Annotated in this window: 15 protein-coding genes and 1 tRNA gene; 12 read left to right on the forward strand and 4 right to left on the reverse strand. The window is 60.2% G+C overall.

Translation table 11 applies throughout. From position 1 onward, the window contains the following. Positions 1-150: 150 nt before the first annotated feature. The 5 genes from rbfA to PSH64_RS04050 all read left to right on the forward strand — a co-directional run bounded on the left by rbfA (position 151) and on the right by PSH64_RS04050 (position 4406). Positions 151-552 (forward strand): 30S ribosome-binding factor RbfA, encoded by a 402-nt coding sequence (gene rbfA, locus PSH64_RS04030; RefSeq protein ID WP_030128077.1) that lies wholly within the window; start codon positions 151-153, stop codon positions 550-552. 3 nt (positions 553-555) lie between these two features. After that, positions 556-1473 carry a tRNA pseudouridine(55) synthase TruB gene (gene truB, locus PSH64_RS04035; RefSeq protein WP_007933551.1) on the forward strand — a complete coding sequence of 306 codons (918 nt, stop codon included), beginning with the start codon at positions 556-558 and terminating at the stop codon, positions 1471-1473. A 140-nt stretch (positions 1474-1613) separates the two neighbouring features. Continuing rightward, positions 1614-1883 (forward strand): 30S ribosomal protein S15, encoded by a 270-nt coding sequence (gene rpsO / locus PSH64_RS04040; RefSeq protein WP_011332409.1) that lies wholly within the window; start codon positions 1614-1616, stop codon positions 1881-1883. Between the two features lie 197 nt (positions 1884-2080). After that, the gene (pnp, locus tag PSH64_RS04045) at positions 2081-4186 is read left to right on the forward strand and encodes a polyribonucleotide nucleotidyltransferase (RefSeq protein ID WP_305480030.1); all 2106 of its coding nucleotides are present in this window, start codon (positions 2081-2083) and stop codon (positions 4184-4186) included. A gap of 144 nt (positions 4187-4330) precedes the next feature. Beyond that, positions 4331-4406: transfer RNA gene (locus PSH64_RS04050), tRNA-Thr, on the forward strand. Positions 4407-4416: 10 nt separating this feature from the next. Here PSH64_RS04050 and PSH64_RS04055 read toward each other — a convergent pair. Beyond that, a complete protein-coding gene (locus PSH64_RS04055) occupies positions 4417-4962 on the reverse strand; it encodes a hypothetical protein (protein ID WP_305480032.1) in 546 nt (181 codons plus the stop codon). A 302-nt stretch (positions 4963-5264) separates the two neighbouring features. Here PSH64_RS04055 and PSH64_RS04060 point away from each other — a divergent pair, with 302 nt between their 5' ends. Then, positions 5265-5570 (forward strand): DUF6388 family protein, encoded by a 306-nt coding sequence (locus PSH64_RS04060; protein ID WP_030128074.1) that lies wholly within the window; start codon positions 5265-5267, stop codon positions 5568-5570. Between the two features lie 114 nt (positions 5571-5684). Here PSH64_RS04060 and nadC read toward each other — a convergent pair whose 3' ends face one another. Next, the gene (nadC, locus tag PSH64_RS04070) at positions 5685-6533 is read right to left on the reverse strand and encodes a carboxylating nicotinate-nucleotide diphosphorylase (protein ID WP_305480034.1); all 849 of its coding nucleotides are present in this window, start codon (positions 6531-6533) and stop codon (positions 5685-5687) included. 266 nt (positions 6534-6799) lie between these two features. Between nadC and PSH64_RS04075 the strand changes: the two genes are divergently transcribed. From PSH64_RS04075 to PSH64_RS30380, 4 genes are all read left to right on the forward strand, one after another. Beyond that, positions 6800-8998, forward strand: a complete 2199-nt coding sequence (locus PSH64_RS04075) for a DUF1631 domain-containing protein (RefSeq protein WP_105340014.1) — start codon at positions 6800-6802, stop codon at positions 8996-8998. A 64-nt stretch (positions 8999-9062) separates the two neighbouring features. Continuing rightward, positions 9063-9638: a 1,6-anhydro-N-acetylmuramyl-L-alanine amidase AmpD gene (gene ampD / locus PSH64_RS04080; RefSeq protein WP_305480036.1), complete on the forward strand. Its 576-nt coding sequence runs from the start codon at positions 9063-9065 to the stop codon at positions 9636-9638. Continuing rightward, positions 9635-10471, forward strand: coding sequence for a regulatory signaling modulator protein AmpE (gene ampE, locus PSH64_RS04085; protein ID WP_105340016.1), 837 nt, complete (start codon positions 9635-9637; stop codon positions 10469-10471). Before ampD ends, ampE begins: the two co-directional genes overlap by 4 nt. A gap of 1645 nt (positions 10472-12116) precedes the next feature. After that, on the forward strand, positions 12117-12821 hold the full coding sequence (locus PSH64_RS30380; protein ID WP_370694473.1) for a methyl-accepting chemotaxis protein: 705 nt from the start codon (positions 12117-12119) through the stop codon (positions 12819-12821). 129 nt (positions 12822-12950) lie between these two features. Here PSH64_RS30380 and PSH64_RS04095 read toward each other — a convergent pair whose 3' ends face one another. Beyond that, positions 12951-13727: a TatD family hydrolase gene (locus PSH64_RS04095; RefSeq protein WP_305480041.1), complete on the reverse strand. Its 777-nt coding sequence runs from the start codon at positions 13725-13727 to the stop codon at positions 12951-12953. 3 nt (positions 13728-13730) lie between these two features. Then, positions 13731-14726: a catabolite repressor/activator gene (cra, locus tag PSH64_RS04100; protein ID WP_105340019.1), complete on the reverse strand. Its 996-nt coding sequence runs from the start codon at positions 14724-14726 to the stop codon at positions 13731-13733. A 301-nt stretch (positions 14727-15027) separates the two neighbouring features. On the opposite strand from cra, the gene ptsP reads away from it, so the two are divergent. Next, positions 15028-17889, forward strand: coding sequence for a phosphoenolpyruvate--protein phosphotransferase (ptsP, locus tag PSH64_RS04105; protein WP_105340020.1), 2862 nt, complete (start codon positions 15028-15030; stop codon positions 17887-17889). Then, a complete protein-coding gene (gene pfkB, locus PSH64_RS04110; RefSeq protein WP_305480042.1) occupies positions 17889-18830 on the forward strand; it encodes a 1-phosphofructokinase in 942 nt (313 codons plus the stop codon). The genes ptsP and pfkB overlap by 1 nt, the downstream gene beginning before the upstream one ends. Positions 18831-18837: the final 7 nt, after the last annotated feature.

Raw genomic sequence — 18837 nt, forward strand, 5'->3', positions numbered from 1 at the left:
TTCAAGAGCCGTGATGGCCAGCCGCATGCAATTGCGCGGCGCATCAGTCGGACTCTAAACGCAACGCCCGGTCTGGCTTTTGTCAGGCCGGGCGTTTGCCGCTTTCAGACCCTTCGGGTTTCACCGTGGGGCAGTAACAGGTAACAAGACATGGCAAAAGAATATAGCCGTACCCAACGTATCGGCGATCAGATGCAGCGTGAGCTGGCACAGCTGATCCGTCGTGAAGTCAAAGACCCGCGCGTCGGCCTGGTCACCATTACCGCTGTTGAAGTCAGCCGTGACGTCGGTCACGCCAAGATTTTCATCACCGTGATGGGGCAGGACAGCGCCGAAGATATCGCGCAAAGCATCAAGGTGCTCAACTCCGCCGCCGGTTTCCTGCGGATGCAGTTGGCTCGCGAAATGAAGTTGCGCAGTGTTCCTCAGCTGCACTTCCACTACGATGAAAGCGTTGTGCGTGGCGCGCATCTGTCGGCGCTGATCGAGCGTGCGGTGGCTGAAGACAATCAGCACCCGGTAGCGGCTGAACCCGAAGACGCCAAGGAGTAATCGGTGGCTCAGGTCAAACGTATCCGTCGTAACGTCAGCGGCATCATCCTGCTCGACAAGCCGCTGGGGTTCACTTCCAACGCGGCGTTGCAGAAGGTCCGCTGGTTGCTCAATGCCGAGAAGGCCGGGCATACCGGCAGCCTCGATCCGCTGGCCACCGGTGTGCTGCCGTTGTGCTTCGGCGAGGCTACCAAGTTCTCGCAATACCTGCTCGATTCCGACAAGGGTTATGAAACCCTGGCGCAACTGGGCAAGACCACCACCACGGCGGATGCCGAAGGTGAAGTTTTGCTGGAGCGTCCGGTGACCGTTGGTCGCGCCGATATCGAAGCTGTGCTGCCGAAATTTCGTGGGCAAATCAGTCAGATACCACCGATGTACTCGGCGCTCAAGCGTGACGGGCAGCCGCTGTACAAACTGGCCCGTGCAGGTGAAGTAGTGGAGCGTGAACCGCGTTCTGTTACTATTGCGCGCTTGGAATTACTGGCCTTTGAGGGTGATACTGCGCGGCTTGCGGTGGATTGCAGCAAAGGCACCTATATCCGTACCCTGGTGGAGGATATCGGTGAGCAACTCGGTTGTGGCGCTTACGTGGCTGAATTGCGACGTACCCAGGCCGGGCCTTTCACGCTTGCGCAGACCGTCACTCTGGAAGAGCTGGAAGCGGTACATGCCGAAGGCGGCAATGAAGCGGTCGACCGCTTCCTGATGCCATCGGACAGCGGCCTGCTGGATTGGCCACTGTTGCAGTTCTCGGAAGCGAGCGCGTTCTACTGGCTCAACGGCCAGCCGGTACGTGCCCCGGATGCACCGAAGTTCGGCATGGTGCGGGTACAGGATCACAACGGTCGCTTCATCGGTATCGGTGAAGTGAGCGAAGACGGGCGCATCGCGCCACGTCGACTGATTCGGTCAGAATGACCGAAACCAGCCTGTGTAACAGCAGGTTGGCGAGGGTGGCTGTCAACAGGCACGGTCACTACTCATTTATAGATACAGGGATTTGTCCCTGGCCTGTTGAAACCGTCCCCTGGATGGTTTCCTGATAAAAGGATTGCCTCATGGCTCTCGACGTTCAAGAAAAAGCTCAGATCGTAGCTGACTACCAGCAAGCCGTTGGTGATACTGGTTCGCCAGAAGTGCAAGTTGCACTGCTGACCGCCAACATCAACAAACTGCAAGGTCACTTCAAGGCCAACGGTAAAGATCACCACTCCCGTCGTGGTCTGATCCGCATGGTTAACCAGCGTCGTAAGCTGCTGGACTACCTGAAAGGCAAGGACGTGAGCCGTTACAGCGCTCTGATCGCTCGCCTGGGTCTGCGTCGCTAATAAGCGATTGCGCTAGAGGTTGGTTGTCTGTCGTGCGTCAGCGGGTTTCCCGCCAGCGCATGGCAGGCTCCCAGCCTCAAGTTTTATCTGGATATCAGCTTTACCCTGGACAATGGAGTCGGGCCGATTCCCGGCGTTGCCCAAGAATTTCGCAAGAAGACAAGTTCCCCCAAGAGCCACAAAGAAGGTAGGACACCGTGAACCCGGTAATCAAAAAATTCCAGTTCGGTCAGTCGACCGTTACCCTCGAGACTGGCCGTATCGCCCGTCAGGCCTCCGGCGCAGTATTGGTCACCGTTGACGACGACGTCAGCGTATTGGTGACCGTAGTCGGTGCCAAACAAGCCGATCCAGGCAAGGGCTTCTTCCCACTGTCTGTTCACTACCAGGAAAAGACTTACGCTGCCGGCAAGATCCCTGGCGGTTTCTTCAAGCGCGAAGGCCGTCCTTCCGAGAAAGAAACCCTGACTTCCCGACTGATCGACCGTCCGATCCGTCCGCTGTTCCCTGAAGGCTTCATGAACGAAGTGCAGGTTGTCTGCACCGTCGTTTCCACCAGCAAGAAGACCGATCCGGACATCGCTGCGATGATCGGTACCTCGGCTGCGCTGGCTATCTCCGGCATTCCTTTCGATGGCCCGATCGGCGCTGCCCGCGTTGCGTTCCACGAAAGCACCGGTTACCTGCTGAACCCGACTTACGAACAACTGAAAGCTTCGAGCCTGGACATGGTCGTTGCCGGTACTTCGGAAGCCGTATTGATGGTTGAATCGGAAGCCAAAGAGCTGACCGAAGACCAGATGCTGGGCGCCGTACTGTTTGCTCACGACGAGTTCCAGGTGGTGATCAACGCGGTTAAAGAACTGGCCGCCGAAGCTGCCAAACCGACCTGGACCTGGGCTCCACAGCCAGAAGCCACCGCTCTGTTGGGGGCTATCCGCGCCGAGTTCGGCGAAGCGATCTCCCAGGCTTACACCATCACCGTCAAGGCCGACCGTTATGCACGTCTGGGCGAGCTGAAAGACCAGGTGGTTGCCAAGCTGTCCGGTGAAGAAGGCCAGCCGTCCGCCGCTGACGTCAAAGCGGCTTTCGGTGAAATCGAATACCGCACCGTTCGCGAAAATATCGTCAACGGCAAGCCACGTATCGACGGTCGCGACACCAAGACCGTACGTCCGCTGAGCATCGAAGTCGGCGTTCTGCCAAAGACCCACGGTTCGGCACTGTTCACCCGTGGCGAAACTCAGGCCCTGGTAGTCGCGACTCTGGGTACTGCCCGTGACGCACAGCTGCTGGACACCCTGGAAGGCGAGAAAAAAGACCCGTTCATGCTGCACTACAACTTCCCTCCGTTCTCGGTAGGTGAGTGTGGTCGCATGGGTGGCGCTGGTCGTCGCGAAATCGGTCACGGCCGTCTGGCCCGTCGTTCGGTTCAGGCCATGCTGCCGGCTGCCGACGTGTTCCCGTACACCATCCGTGTCGTGTCGGAAATCACCGAGTCCAACGGTTCGAGCTCCATGGCTTCGGTCTGCGGCGCTTCCCTGGCCCTGATGGACGCCGGTGTGCCGATGAAGGCACCGGTTGCCGGTATCGCCATGGGTCTGGTTAAAGAAGGCGAGAAATTCGCCGTCCTGACCGACATCCTGGGCGACGAAGACCACCTGGGCGACATGGACTTCAAAGTAGCCGGTACCGCCAAGGGTGTGACCGCGCTGCAGATGGACATCAAGATCAAAGGCATCACCGAAGAAATCATGGAAATCGCTCTGGGCCAAGCCCTGGAAGCGCGCCTGAACATCCTCGGCCAGATGAACCAGATCATTGGCCAGTCGCGTACCGAACTGTCGGAAAACGCTCCGACCATGATCGCGATGAAAATCGACACCGACAAAATCCGTGATGTCATCGGTAAAGGCGGCGCGACCATTCGTGCGATCTGTGAAGAGACCAAGGCTTCGATCGACATCGAAGACGACGGCTCGATCAAGATCTTCGGCGAAACCAAGGAAGCGGCTGAAGCGGCACGTCAGCGCGTTCTGGGTATCACCGCTGAAGCTGAAATCGGCAAGATCTACGTAGGTAAAGTTGAGCGCATCGTCGACTTCGGCGCATTCGTCAACATCCTGCCGGGCAAGGACGGTCTGGTTCACATCTCGATGCTGAGCGACGCTCGCGTTGAGAAAGTGACCGACATCCTGAAAGAAGGCCAGGAAGTGGAAGTACTGGTACTGGACGTGGACAACCGCGGCCGTATCAAGCTGTCCATCAAAGACGTAGCAGCAGCCAAGGCTTCGGGCGTTTAATTCCCTCCGCGCCTGACCGCTTCAACGTTATGAAAAATGCCCCGCCGTGAAAACGGCGGGGCTTTTTTTTGTGCACAAAGATCTTTCGATTTTGCGGTGCGCGAAGTTGCCGGACCCTGAAGCCAGTGCTAGCTTTAGGCCACAGCCCGTGTAGCTCAGCCGGTAGAGCAGCGCACTCGTAACGCGAAGGTCGCAGGTTCGATTCCTGTCTCGGGCACCACTTTCCCCGCTTATTTCACCTTTCTGCTCAGATCCTCGACGGTGCGCTTGAGCTGATCCATCGCGCGATCCTGATCACTGATCTCCCGTTTAAGGCTGGAGATTTCGCTGTTGTTCGAGCTTGAGCTGGAGCCGCTGTTACGCTTGAGCTCTTCCACTTGCTTGCTGAGATTATTCAGGTCGCGTTCCTGTTCATTCACCGTGCGCTTGAGATCGTCAATCTCCTTGCTGCTGGAGCTTGAGCTGGAACCGCTATTGCGTTTGAGTTCTTCGATCTGGCGGGCTTGCTCATTGATGGTGCGCTTCTGGCTTTCCAGTTCGGAGGCATTGGCCTTCACGGTTTTTTGCAGATTTTCCAGATCATCGATGCTGACGCTGGTTCTGACGAGCGTGTCCTTGCCGAGAGAATTGTGCAGGGCGGAGATTTTGTCGGAATACAGCGAAGGGTCGGAGGTCACTTCGACAGCCGCTTGAGCAGCGCTGGCCAATGTCAGGCTGCCGAGCAGCAGGGCAGCGGTTGCAAGCCGGGTAGATGAAAGCTTCGAAAAACTGCGCATCACTGGGGTTCCTTGTGAAGTGCCGATGTGGCACATCGCTATGACTTGGGGTTTGGATTTATGTTCCCGAGGTCGCCAGCTCCTCTTGCACGCAGCTTTTTGTGGGATAGATGTAAAGAGCCGTGTAAATCATCGGCAAAACGTCCTATATTCGATGCCTGCATGAGCATCGCCCAGCAGTTTTCAGATGATCCCGAATGGTTCTGAAGGCCAGACAAACCGGGCTTTAGACGGTTTTTTGCGTCAGAGAGATCCTTGATGATCCAGATCCATCTTCCATTCCCCAGATCAGCGAGAACGCCATGACTGTTAAAGAATTGACCCAGGAAGCCAGGCACGAAGAGGCCCTGAAGAAGTACGTGCTGGACGCGCCCCAGTTGCTGGAAGAGATCAAGGACTTGCCTGCCGACGATCAGAAAGACCAGATCCAGTGGGCGTTCGAGGATGAGGCAGAAGCCCAGGGCTTGCAGCCATGGGAGCTGACCCTCAAGTACACCACAACCCCGGAAGAGTTCGAGGCTGCGCGCCTGGCACTGCACAAGGAGGCGGCCGAGGTATTGGGTGTCGAGTGGGAAGAGTACTGCGAGATGAACAATCTGGTGGTCTGACCTGTGGGAGCGGGCTTGCTCGCGAAGAGGGTGTGTCAGTCGACGTAATTGTCGCCTGACTCACCGCTTTCGCGAGCAAGCCCGCTCCCACATATGAAACGGGCGTTTTCTCGATCAGAGGCTTAAACGCATCGACAGATCCACAGCCTTCACATCCTTGGTCATTGCACCAATCGAAATGTAATCCACCCCGGTTTGTGCAATCGGCAGCAACGTACTTTCGTTGATACCGCCGCTGGCCTCCAGTTTTGCCTTGCCGGCATTCAGCCGCACGGCTTCGCGCATGTCATCCAGGCTCAGTTCATCGAGCATGATGATGTCGGCACCCGCCGCCAGGGCTTCCTTGAGTTCGGCCAGGTTCTCCACTTCGATTTCCACCGGTTTGCCCGGAGCGATCTTGTGCGCGGCAGCGATAGCCTCAGGAATGCCCCCGCAGGCGGCGATATGGTTTTCCTTGATCAGGAAGGCGTCATACAGGCCGATGCGATGGTTATGGCAACCGCCGCAGGTCACGGCGTATTTCTGAGCCAGACGCAGCCCCGGCAGGGTTTTACGGGTATCGAGCAACTTCACCTGGGTTTCGGCGACGAAATCCGCCAGGTACTGCGCACGCGTGGCCACGCCCGAAAGCAGTTGCAGGAAGTTCAGCGCGCTGCGTTCGCCGGTGAGCAGCGAGCGTGCCGGACCCTCCAGGTGGAATAGCACCTGATTGGGCTTTACCCGTTCGCCATCGCTCACTTGCCAGTGCACGGCGACCCGCGGATCCAGCTGCCGAAACACGGCATCAACCCACGCAGTACCGCTGATGACGGCGGCGTCGCGGGTGATGATGGTGGCTTTGGCCAGGCGTTCTGCCGGGATCAGCTGCGCAGTGATATCGCCGCTGCCGATATCCTCGAGCAACGCACGGCGCACGTTGGCTTCGATTTCGGCGGTCAAATCGGCGAGACGTAGATTCGGCATAACGGGCTCCACAAACAAAGTGGCCCGATTATAGGGCCATGGCGCAAGGCAACCCAAGGCATCAACAACCATCCCGTCGTTTGCAAACCTGCCTTTGGTCGATTCGTGCGAGCAATGGGGGCTAAGCAAGGGTCACTCATAAACGTCTATTCCTTGTTGAGGCGCAGAGTCTGCTGGCACAAGGGGGGGCTTTTGTCGATAATCCGCCTTACATTTGACGTCATGGCTTTGACGTTAACCGAAGAATCACCGTTTCAGGAGGCTGGATGCACAACGACGGGAATGTAGTGCCTTTGCACAAGGCGACTACCGACCAGGCGACTCAGTCGCTGCTCGCCCGCCTGCCCGTGATTCTGCTTCAGGTGCGCGACAAGGCGGCTCAACAGCTCAGGCAGGGTTTGCAGGACCTGTTCGATAACGCCGACGACACCCTGTTCGAAATGGCCGACCGGGCCCGAAACGATGTCGAGCAGAACATCTTCTTCGAAGCCATGCGCGATTTGCGCCTCAAGCGTAAAAATATCGAGCGCGGTTTTCTCGAGCAGTTCCTCGAGGGTTTTCTCAGCCTGGGCACCTCTCAGGCTGGATTGTCCCGGGCATTGGTTTTCGATACCTCGGCGCCCCTATCCCACGACGACATGGAGCGTAATGTGGCGGTGGAGGGCATGGTCGGCAAAGTGTTGAACCGCGACGGTTTCGCCCTCGACCAGCTCACTGCCCGACTCAGCACGCTGTTGGGCAAGACGTTGGTCGAACAGCACAACCCCATGGGACCGACGCTGCTCTGCGAGTATTTCCTGCAGGCCGGGCGCAACCTGGGGATGGAGATCAAGGTCAAGCTGATCATCCTCAAGCTGTTCGAGCGCTATGTGCTCAGCAACGCTGATCAGCTTTACGCAGAAGCCAATCAACTGCTGATCGCCACCGGTGTGCTGCCGGGCCTCAAGCCCGCTCCGGCGCGACGAGCCACCGATCGTGCGGCAGCCAGTGTCCATGCCGACCTTGTCGAGGCAGAAGGGAGCGGCGGTAGTCCTCAGATTGACGATGGCGTGCAGGAAGTCTTCGCCGCATTGCAGGAGTTGCTGCTCCATGTGCGTGGCAGCGTTTCGCCGACTCTGGAGGCCAGTGCCCAGGCTCAGCCCATCTCCACTCGCGACCTGTTACGCCTGCTCTCGCATTTGCAGCAATACGTGCCGGCGCTGGCGGCCCAGGACGACTTCGATCTGCGTAACCAGCTTGAACTGCTGCTGACCCGGGGCAGTGTCAAAAGCGGCAAGTCGCGTGTGGTAGGAGGGGCCGACGAAGACGTGATCAACCTGATCGCCATGCTCTTCGAATGCATCCTCGATGACCGCAACCTGCCGGACTCCCTCAAGGCGCTGATCGGTCGCTTGCAGATCCCGATGCTGAAAGTCGCGGTGCTCGACAAGAGCTTTTTCAGCCGCAGCAGCCATCCCGCCCGGCGCTTGCTCAACGAAATCGCCGCGGCGGCCATGGGGTGGGGCGAGTGCGATGACCATCAGCGCGACAGCCTGTACCTGCGCATCGAGCAGGTGGTGCAGCGTTTGTTGAACGACTTTGTCGATGACCCGGCGATCTTTTCCGAACTGTTGGCGGATTTTCTCGCCTTCACCAGTGACGAGCGCCGTCGCAGCGAATTACTGGAGCAGCGCACCCGTGACGCCGAAGAGGGCCGCGCCAGAACCGAACTGGCGCGCCAGCGTGTCGAGCAGGCGTTGAACCAGGCGTTGGTGGGCAAGGTGCTGCCACACAGCGTGGTGGTGTTTGTCCAGGAGGCCTGGAGCAAAGTGCTGTTGCTGACCGGCCTCAAACACGGTGATCAATCTGTCGAATGGCACGCCGATGTACAGACCATGGAGCAGTTGATCTGGAGCGTGCAGCGCCATGACGAACCCGACGCGAGCCTGCGCTTGTTTGCGCTGGTGCCAGGGTTGCTCAAGTCGTTGCGTAATGGGCTGAACAGCTCCGCGTTCGATCCCTTCGCCACCAGCGAATTTTTCAGCGAGCTGGAAGTTCTGCACGTTCAACTGTTCGAACCTCCGCTCCAGGACCGCACGCCTGTTGAAGGGCCGATGATGGTCGAAGTGCAGCAGGAAATTGTACTTCGCACTGCTGACGAAGGCCCGGTCGAGACGGGCTCGATGCGTTTGCCGCAGGACGATGTCGCGCTGCGGCAGGTCGATCAACTGCGCACGGGGTGCTGGGTCGAGTTTCAGGAAGACGAGGAACACACCCTGCGCTGCAAGCTGGCGGCGATCATTGAAACCATCGGCAAGTACATCTTCGTCGATCGCACCGGGATGAAAGTGCTGGAGCACAGCCGTACCAGTCTGGCCCTGGAGTTCCGGCGCGGCGCGGTACGAACGCTGGACGACACCTTGCTGTTCGACCGGGCGCTGGAGTCGGTGCTGGGCAACCTGCGGCGCCTCAATCGCGGCAAGTGATCGCGCGTCGAGGGTCTATCACGGCATACTGGGCGCCAACACAGTCGTCGTTGAAGGAACCTGTATGCAGTTGGACCCCGCGAGCGGTTGGTGTCAGGGTGTGCGCATTTGCCCCTCGCCCAACTTCAATGCGCGCCCCGAGGGCGAAATTTCCCTGCTGGTGATCCACAACATCAGTCTGCCGCCTGCGCAGTTTCTGACCGGCAAGGTGCAGGAGTTTTTCCAGAATCGTCTGGATGTCACGGAACATCCCTACTTTGCAGGAATCGCCGACCTGCGGGTGTCTGCGCACTTTCTGATTGAACGTGACGGCACCGTCACTCAGTTTGTCTCTTGTCTTGAGCGCGCCTGGCACGCCGGCGTTTCGTGTTTCGAAGGACGGGAAACCTGTAACGATTTTTCCGTGGGCATCGAGCTTGAAGGCACGGATGATCTACCGTTTACCGATGCGCAATATCAAGTGTTGACGGTCCTGACCCGACAGTTGCAAAGCGTCTTCACGGGTATCACCGCGCAACGCATCTGTGGGCATAGCGACATTGCACCCGGGCGCAAGACTGATCCGGGACCGGCGTTTGACTGGGCACGTTATCGCGCGGCTCTGGCAAAAGCCGCTCAGGAAGAAGAGGAGCGACAATGAGTTTTCTGGTGCTGCTGCTGGCAGTGTGGATCGAAAAATTCTCGGCCCTGCGCCATCGGGTTCAACGTGACGGCGGTTGGGTGCGCGAGCTGAACAAGCTTGAAGCCAGCCCACGCATGGTCAACCGCCCATGGCTGGTTCTGGTGGTGCTGGTGTTGTTGCCGGTGGCGCTGCTGGGTTTGTTGTTGCTGGTGCTGGAGCCGGTAGCCTACGGCTTGCTGGCGTTGCCGGTGCACCTGCTGGTGGTGATTTACAGCCTGGGCCGCGGTGATCTGCTGGCCGGCCTCGGGCCGTTTCGCGACGCCTGGCGCCGGGAAGACCTGCAAGCCGCCGCCCATGTGGCCAAGCGCGACCTGGATATCTGCGCCGACAGCGGCGAGCAGTTGCTGGAGCGGGTACAAGGGCATTTGCTGTGGGAGGCCTATCAGAGCTTTTTCGCGGTGATCTTCTGGTACTTCCTGCTGGGCCCGGTGGCGGCCCTGAGCTATCGACTGCTGGCGCTGGCCGAAGAGCATGGGCAAAACCCGGCCGTGGTCGAACGTGCCGCGCAGCTGCGTCATGCGTTCGATTGGGTGCCGGTGCGACTGCTGGCGGCGAGCTTTGCGCTGGTCGGCAACTTTGTCGCGGTCAGCCGGGTGATGCTGCATGAGCTGCTGAACTGGAACATCAGCGCCGCTCAACTGATCGAGAAAGTCGGGCTGGTGGCCGGTGAAATTCCGGCGCCGGTGGTCGGCCCGGACGGCATCAATAGCCTGGACCGGATCTGGGAACTGCTGCTGCGCGCGGCGGTGCTTTGGTATGCCGGTTTTGCGTTGTGGACTGTTTTGTCCTGACTCCAATCTACGGCGAACGCTTTTGTGGCGAGGGGGCTTGCCCCCGTTGGGTCGCGAAGCGTCCCCAGCGTCAGTCCAGACAATCGTGTTGTCTGGATTTACGACTGCTTCGCAGCCGAACGGGGGCAAGCCCCCTCACCACAGGGATATCACTTGCCTGAAAGGGCATCTTCTGTCCGAAGAAAAGGCACCCCGCCGTTAACCTTAAGTTACAAAACCTCCCTCCGATTTAGGCTATACAGAGACGGCGCCAATAGTGGCTATCTGCTGTCTCTGCGCGCCTGCCAATAAAAATAAGAAATCAAAGGGAGACTTCACAGTGAAGAGCTTGCTCTATCCCGCCGTCGCGCTGATGAACCGCCTGAGCTTCGGCATGAAGTTCAGCCTGATCAGCGTGCTGTTCCTCGTGCCGATGCTGGTAACCAACTTCTATCTGGTGCGTGATTCCTATCGCGAATTCCAGGGCACGCGGGTCGAATTGCAGAGCCTCGATCTGTTGGGCAGCGGCCTGAGCCTGCGCCGTGACCTGGAAACCCTGAACAATCTGGTACAGATCAACGTCACCCTTGGGCAGTCCGGCAAGGCCGGTAATGTCGAATCGACGATCAGCGCCCTGGAGCAAAGCGTTCTGGCCCGTTTGCAAGGGCTGGCGGCGATGACCACTGACCCGGAACAAATCACGTTTTTCGATAGCAAACGCGATGAAATGATCACCGCGTTCAAGGCCCAGCAAGCGGAACACTCCCTGCAAAGCAAAAGTGCGCTGATCGGCAAGTTGCTCGGCAATGCGCAGATTTTCAGCCAGATCATCGCCAGTCAGGCCGGCCTGAGCCGCGACAGCCAGAGCGACATGCGTCAGCTGAGCGAACTCATTACCAACGTCACGCCGGCCGTCACCCAGACGCTCGGCGAAGGCCGGGCGATGGGGTCTTACTCGCTGGGGCAGGGCTTTCTCAATTCGGCGTCGAGCACCCGTTTCGATGAGTTGCTGGCGCAGATCGAAAAACTGCAAGCCGAGTACGGTCTGAAATTGCAGGACGCTTTGGGCTCCAGCAAGGCGGCGCACGAAACCCTGGCTGCTCAGGCAGAAAGCAGCAAGGCCTCCCTGAAAAAGGCCAGTGAACTGTTCGAAGAACAAGTGGTGATGGCCGACACCCTCGATGCGCCGTGGCAGGCCTTTTACGATCAGGTCACGGGCCTGATGGACCAGACCTACCAACTCAATGAAGCCACCCTGAAGTTTCTCGGTACCCAGTTGCAGCAGCGGCTGGAGCAGCACCGCACCCATATGGTTTTGCAGGCGGTGGCGCTGGCCCTGGTATTTGTGTTGATTTTTTACCTCTATGGCGGGTTCTACGCCTCGACCCGCACCACCCTCAAGCGTCTTGGCGCGGTGATGGACAAGGTGGCGGCCGGTGACATGACGGTGACCTTCAGCGCCAACAGTCGCGATGAACTGGGGGAGCTGGGCGAGGTGTTCACCGGCACCGTGAAGAAAATCCATGACCTGATCGAGCGCGTGGGCCAGACCGTCAGCGAGGTCGAACGCCAGGCCGGGCAGGTTGAAAGCGTGTCGGCCCAGAGCAACCAGGCGGTGGCGGGGCAGCGTACGCAGATCGAACAGGTCGCCACCGCGATGAACCAGATGTCGGCCACTTCCCTGGAGGTGGCGCGCAGTGCCTCCGCGGCCGTCAGCAGCGCCCACAGCGTCAATGACGAGACCATCAGCGGTCGCGCACTGGTGGAATCCCAGCAGGGCAGTATCGCGGCACTGGCCAGTGAGATTGATCAATCGGTGCGGGTGATCAATCAACTGGCCAGCGACAGTCAGTCCATCAGCCGCGTACTGGAAGTGATCAAGAGCATTGCCGAGCAGACCAACCTGCTGGCCCTCAACGCCGCCATCGAAGCCGCGCGCGCGGGCGAGCAAGGTCGTGGCTTTGCGGTGGTGGCGGACGAGGTGCGGACCCTGGCCAAACGCACCCAGCAATCAACTGAAGAAATCGAGCAGATGATCGCCAAGTTGCACAGCGGTGTCGGTGCGGCGGTCAAGGCGATGGGCACCAGCCATCAGATGGCTAGCGGCACGGTCGGGCAGTCGGAAAAGGTCCAGCAGGCGCTGGAAAACATCCTCGGCGCCGTCGGCATGATTGTCGACCAGAACCAGCAGATCGCCGCCGCTGTAGAGCAGCAGACCGCCGTGGCTCACGACATTGACCAGAACATCGTCGAGATCAACCGTGCCGGCGAGCGAACCGCCGAAGGCGCGCACCAGACCGAAAATGCCAGCCGGGCGTTATCGGTGCAGGTGGTGGAACTCAAGCAATTGATCAGCGCGTTCCGGGTTTGATGCCTGGCAGCAGATCTACTGTGGCAGCGGGCTTGCTCGCGAAAGCGGTGTATCAGTCACATCAATGCTGAATGTGACGCCCTCTTCGCGAGCAAGCCCGCTCCCACAGGTGTTGTGTGAATCGGCGGATTACCAGTTGAATAGCTCACACGCATTGGCCGTGCTGGCGGCAGCCAGTTGTTCGGGGCTGATCGCCATGAGGGCAGCCAGTGCCTCGCAGATCGCCGGCAGATGAGCCGGGCTGTTGCGCTGGCCGGGGAACATGGCGGGGGCCATGTCCGGTGAGTCGGTTTCCAGTACCACCGATTCAAGGGGCAAACCGGCGATCACCCGGTGCATGCGCAGGGCCTGCGGCCAGGTCGCGGCGCCGCCGAGGCCGAGTTTGAAACCGAGCTTGATGTATTCGCGAGCCTCTTCCGTACTACCGGCAAAGGCATGAATGATCCCCGCCCGTTTCAAGCGAAACCGTTTGAGCGTGGCAATCACCGCCGCGTGGCTGCGTCGTACGTGAATCAATGCTGGAAGGTTGAAGTCCGCTGCCAGTTGCAGTTGGGCGTCGAACAGCGCTTGCTGGCGTTCACGATCCAGGGTTTCGATGAAGTAATCCAGGCCGATCTCGCCCACCGCGCATAGCTGGCGATGGCCCGCCAATCGACTCAGCCAGTCACCGAGTCCGGTCAGATCTTCAGGGCGATGGTCATCCAGATACACCGGGTGCAAACCGAACGCCGCGTGCAGATCGGGGTCGCTTTGCACCAGCTCCCAGACCCGCTGCCAATTGGCCTGATAAACCCCCAGCACCACCATCCGCCGCACGCCAAGGGCGCGGCTTTCGGCCAGCAGCGCCTGACGATCTACGTCGAAATCCGGAAAATCCAGATGAGTGTGGGTGTCGATCAGTTCCACGGCTCAGTCCTGACGAATACGCTGCTTGAACGTCCGCGCGATGGCCTGCACGCCCGGTTGGTACTCGGCCTGTTCGATGGCCGCCAATGCCAGTTCCAGCGCTTTGTCGGCGATCAGTTGATGCTGCTGGGACATGGCGTTGACCGGCAGCGGCAGGAAATCCAGCAACTGTGTATCACCGAAGGTGCCCAGGCGCAGTGGACGGGTTTTCAGCGGGAAGTCGTGCAAGGCATCGAACACGCCCTGAAGCAGCACGTAGGACGTGGTCACCAGCGCATCCGGCAAATGGCCCAGACGCTGAATCAATTCTTCCATCAATTGTTTGCCGCACTCACGGCTGAACGACTCGCCGTGCTCGATCAGCGCCTCGCCTTTGAAGCCGTTCAGCGCTTCCTTGAAGCCTGCCGCCCGTTCCTGGCTGATACTCAATTCGGGGCGTGCGCCGATCAGTGCGATCTGCTTGGGCAGCGGGTCCAGCAGACTGCGGGTCAGGTGCAGGCTGGCTTCACGATCGTCGCTGATCACCGAGCAGAAGTGCTCGGGCTCCATCACCCGGTCGATGGCGATGATCGGAATGCCTTTGGCCTGCAACTGGCGATAACTGTCATCGCCGGCCGGCAGACAACTGGCGACGATCAGCGCATCGCAGCGGCGGGCGCGGAACAGTTGCAGCAATTGCCGTTCGCTGTCCGGCGCATCGTCGGAGCTGGCGATCAGCAGCTGATAGCCGCGCGCCCGGGCGCCTTGCTCAAGCAGTTTGGCGATTCGCGCGTAACTGGGGTTTTCCAGGTCCGGCAGAATGAACCCCAGGGTGCGGGTGTGGCGACTGCGCAGCCCGGCGGCCTGGGGGTTAGGTGTGAAGCCATGTTGCTCGACCACCGCCCGCACGCGCTCGACGGTGGCGCTGCTGATGCGCTGCTGTTCGGCCTTGCCGTTGATGACATAACTGGCGGTGGTCACGGAGACGCCGGCCAACTGTGCAATATCACTGAGTTTCAACCCGGTATTCCTTGTTTTTTCGAGCGTGTCGCCACATTTTCGCCAATCCTACCCGATTCAGGCAGGAGACCATTGTCGCAGCCCGTCCGACAATTGGACTTCAAGGATGAGACATTATCGAGTAACGTGCCTAACATTCTAGATTAAACGTTTCAGCAGGCGTATTTTCTACGTTATAGGTCGCTTTAGCCGGTTCTGCCGCGAAACCGCCAAAACTGCCCCTGAAAAGGCGGTCTCAAGCGCCTAAGCTGAATCAATCAAAACAATACCTGGCGTCACACGGCGCCAAAAAGGAGAAAGCATGCTCGAGCTCACCATAGAGCAGATATCCATGGGCCAGTCGGCTGTGGATAAAGCCACCGCCCTGCAATTGCTCGCTGACAGACTCGTGACCGATGGCCTGGTGGCCGACGGTTACCTCGCGGGCTTGCAGGCCCGGGAAGCCCAGGGCTCGACCTTTCTCGGCCAAGGTATTGCCATTCCCCACGGCACCCCGGAAACCCGCGATCAGGTATTCGCCACCGGCGTGCGGCTGATGCAGTTTCCTGACGGCGTGGACTGGGGCGATGGCCAGATCGTTTATCTGGCCATCGGTATCGCCGCCAAATCCGATGAACACTTGCGCCTGCTGCAACTGCTGACCCGTGCCCTCGGCGAAACCGATCTGGGCCAGGCCCTGCGCCGCGCCAGTTCCGCCGAAGCCTTGCTGAAACTGCTGCAAGGCGCGCCGCAAGAGCTGGCGCTGGACGCACAGATGATCGGCTTGGGCGTGTCCGCCGATGACTTCGAAGAGCTGGTCTGGCGCGGTGCCCGTCTGCTGCGGCAAGCCGATTGCGTGAGTAATGGTTTTGCCGGCGTCTTGCAGCAGGTCGAAGCGCTGCCACTGGGCGATGGCCTGTGGTGGCTGCACAGCGAACAAACGGTGAAGCGTCCGGGCCTGGCCTTTGTCACGCCGGACAAACCCATACGCTACCTCGGTCAGCCATTGAGCGGTCTGTTCTGCCTGGCCAGCCTCGGTGAAGCCCACCAGGCGCTGCTCGAACGTCTTTGCGCGTTGCTGATTGAAGGTCGCGGCCATGAGTTGGGCCGTGCCACCAGCAGCCGCGCGGTGCTGGAAGTCCTCGGCGGTGAAGTGCCGGCGGATTGGCCGAGCGCACGCATTGCCCTGGCCAACGCCCACGGTTTGCATGCGCGTCCGGCGAAGATCCTCGCGCAACTGGCGAAAAGCTTTGAAGGCGAGATCCGTGTGCGCATCGTCGACGGTCACGACAGTGCGGTGTCGGTGAAGAGTTTGAGCAAGCTGCTCAGCCTCGGCGCCCGTCGTGGTCAGGTGCTGGAATTCATCGCCGAACCGACCATTGCCGCCGACGCTTTGCCGGCCCTGCTGGCGGCCATCGAAGAAGGCCTCGGTGAAGAAATCGAGCCGCTGCCTGTCGTGAGCCAACAGCGCGAAGTGCTCGCCGAGGTTGCCGAAGTGCTGCTCGCGCCGGCGTCCGGCAGCCTGATTCAGGCAATTGCCGCAGCACCGGGGATCGCAATTGGCCCGGCCCATGTTCAAGTGCTGCAAGTCATCGATTACCCGTTGCGCGGCGAGTCTGCCGCCATCGAGCGTGACCGTCTCAAGCAAGCACTGGCGGATGTGCGTCGCGACATCGAAGGCCTGATCGAGCGCAGCAAGGCCAAGGCGATTCGCGAGATTTTCATTACCCATCAGGAAATGCTCGACGACCCGGAACTGACCGACGAAGTCGAAACCCGTCTTAAACAAGGCGAAAGCGCGGAAGCGGCATGGATGACGGTGATCGAAGCCGCCGCCAAACAACAGGAATCTCTGCAGGACGCGTTGCTCGCCGAACGTGCCGCCGACTTGCGCGACATTGGCCGTCGGGTACTGGCGCAATTGAGTGGCGTCGAAACCCAGGCCGAGCCTGAGCAACCGTACATTCTGGTGATGGACGAAGTCGGTCCGTCCGACGTGGCGCGCCTTGATCCGGCCCGCGTCGCCGGCATTCTCACCGCTCGCGGTGGTGCCACCGCCCACAGTGCGATCGTCGCCCGAGCCCTGGGTATTCCAGCGCTGGTGGGCGCCGGCGCCGCCGTGTTGCTGCTGAAACCGGGCACGCCACTGTTGATCGATGGTCAACGCGGTCGCCTGCACGTGGACGCCGATGCCGCGACCCTGCGGCGCGCCACCGAAGAACGCGACACCCGCGAACTGCGCCTGAAAGCCGCCGCTGAACAACGCCATCAACCGGCGCTGACCACCGACGGCCACCCCGTGGAAGTATTCGCCAATATCGGCGAAAGCGCCGGCGTCACCAGCGCGGTGGAGCAGGGCGCCGAAGGCATTGGCCTGCTGCGCACCGAACTGATTTTCATGGCCCACTCGCAAGCGCCGGACGAAGCCACCCAGGAAGTCGAATACCGTCGCGTCCTCGATGGCCTGGCCGGCCGACCGCTGGTGGTGCGCACCCTCGACGTTGGTGGTGATAAACCGCTGCCGTACTGGCCGATCGCCAAAGAAGAAAACCCGTTCCTCGGCGTGCGTGGCATTCGCCTGACCCTGCAACGCCCGCAGGTCATGGAGGCGCAATTGCGCGCCTTGCTGCGTGCGGCGGATAACCGTCCCTTGCGGATCATGTTCCCGATGGTCGGCAGCGTCGATGAGTGGCGCCAGGCCCGGGACATGACCGAGCGTCTGCGTCTGGAAATCCCGGTCACGGACCTGCAACTGGGGATCATGATCGAAGTGCCATCAGCCGCGTTGCTGGCGCCGGTGCTGGCCAAAGAGGTGGATTTCTTCAGCGTCGGCACCAACGACCTGACCCAGTACACCCTGGCCATCGACCGTGGTCACCCCACTTTGTCGGCCCAGGCTGATGGCTTGCACCCGGCGGTGCTGCAACTGATCGACATCACCGTGCGTGCGGCTCATGCTCATGGCAAGTGGGTCGGTGTGTGCGGTGAGCTGGCGGCCGATCCGCTGGCGGTACCGGTGCTGGTGGGCCTGGGTGTGGATGAGTTGAGCGTGTCGGGCCGCAGCATTGCCGAGGTCAAGGCGCGCATTCGTGAGCTCAGCCTGACCCAGACTCAAACCCTTGCCCAACAGGCCCTGGCCGTGGGCAGCGCGAACGAAGTCCGCGCATTAGTGGAGGCCCTGTAATGGCCAAGATCTTAACCCTGACCCTCAACCCTGCACTGGACCTCACCGTTCAGCTGCCGCTACTTGTACCCGGTCAAGTCAATCGCAGCGATGAAATGCACACCCACGCCGCCGGCAAAGGGGTGAACGTGGCGCAGGTTCTTGCAGACCTTGGGCATCAACTGACCGTCAGCGGATTTCTCGGGGAAGAGAACCTTCAGGCATTCGAGACCCTGTTCGCCAAACGTGGTTTTACCGATGCGTTTATCCGCGTTCCCGGCGAGACGCGCAGCAATATCAAACTGGCGGAAAGCGATGGGCGCATCACCGACATCAACGGTCCGGGACCGAGAATCAGTGAAGCGGCGCAGCAAGCCTTGCTCGATCGGCTCGACCAGATCGCCCCAGGGCATGACGCGGTCGTGGTGGCCGGCAGTTTGCCCCGTGGCGTCAATCCTCAGTGGTTGCGCGAGTTGATCCAGCGCTTGAAAAAGCGCGGTTTGAAAGTAGCGCTCGACACCAGCGGTGAAGCCTTGCGTGCTGGCCTCTCGGCCGGCCCGTGGCTGATCAAGCCCAACACCGAAGAGCTGGCTGAAGCACTGGATTGCGAGGTGGTTTCCGTGACCGCCCAGGCCGAGGCCGCGAGCCGTTTACACGCCCATGGCATCGAACACGTGGTGATTTCCGACGGTGCCGACGGGGTGAACTGGTTCAGTGTCGGCTCGGCCATGCACGCCGCGCCACCCAAGGTCAGCGTGGTCAGCACCGTCGGTGCGGGGGATTCGCTGCTGGCGGGCATGCTGCACGGTTTGCTCAGTGCCGATACGCCTGAACAAACCTTGCGCACCGCCACCGCGATTGCCGCCATGGCCGTCACCCAGATCGGTTTTGGTATCGGTGACGCCGCGCAACTGGCGCACCTCGAACAGGGCGTGCGCCTGCGCCCCCTGACAGAACAATAAGAGGGTT

It is taken from the genome of Pseudomonas sp. FP1742, from assembly GCF_030687145.1.
GTDB lineage: Bacteria > Pseudomonadota > Gammaproteobacteria > Pseudomonadales > Pseudomonadaceae > Aquipseudomonas > Aquipseudomonas frederiksbergensis_D.

Coding starts and splice junctions, on each gene's coding strand:
- rbfA (WP_030128077.1), top strand. CDS start 151: ATGGCAAAAGAATATAGCCGTACCCAACGTATCGGCGATCAGATGCAG.
- rpsO (WP_011332409.1), top strand. CDS start 1,614: ATGGCTCTCGACGTTCAAGAAAAAGCTCAGATCGTAGCTGACTACCAG.
- PSH64_RS04055 (WP_305480032.1), bottom strand. CDS start 4,962: ATGCGCAGTTTTTCGAAGCTTTCATCTACCCGGCTTGCAACCGCTGCC.
- PSH64_RS04060 (WP_030128074.1), top strand. CDS start 5,265: ATGACTGTTAAAGAATTGACCCAGGAAGCCAGGCACGAAGAGGCCCTG.
- nadC (WP_305480034.1), bottom strand. CDS start 6,533: ATGCCGAATCTACGTCTCGCCGATTTGACCGCCGAAATCGAAGCCAAC.
- PSH64_RS04075 (WP_105340014.1), top strand. CDS start 6,800: ATGCACAACGACGGGAATGTAGTGCCTTTGCACAAGGCGACTACCGAC.
- ampD (WP_305480036.1), top strand. CDS start 9,063: ATGCAGTTGGACCCCGCGAGCGGTTGGTGTCAGGGTGTGCGCATTTGC.
- ampE (WP_105340016.1), top strand. CDS start 9,635: ATGAGTTTTCTGGTGCTGCTGCTGGCAGTGTGGATCGAAAAATTCTCG.
- PSH64_RS30380 (WP_370694473.1), top strand. CDS start 12,117: ATGTCGGCCACTTCCCTGGAGGTGGCGCGCAGTGCCTCCGCGGCCGTC.
- ptsP (WP_105340020.1), top strand. CDS start 15,028: ATGCTCGAGCTCACCATAGAGCAGATATCCATGGGCCAGTCGGCTGTG.
- pfkB (WP_305480042.1), top strand. CDS start 17,889: ATGGCCAAGATCTTAACCCTGACCCTCAACCCTGCACTGGACCTCACC.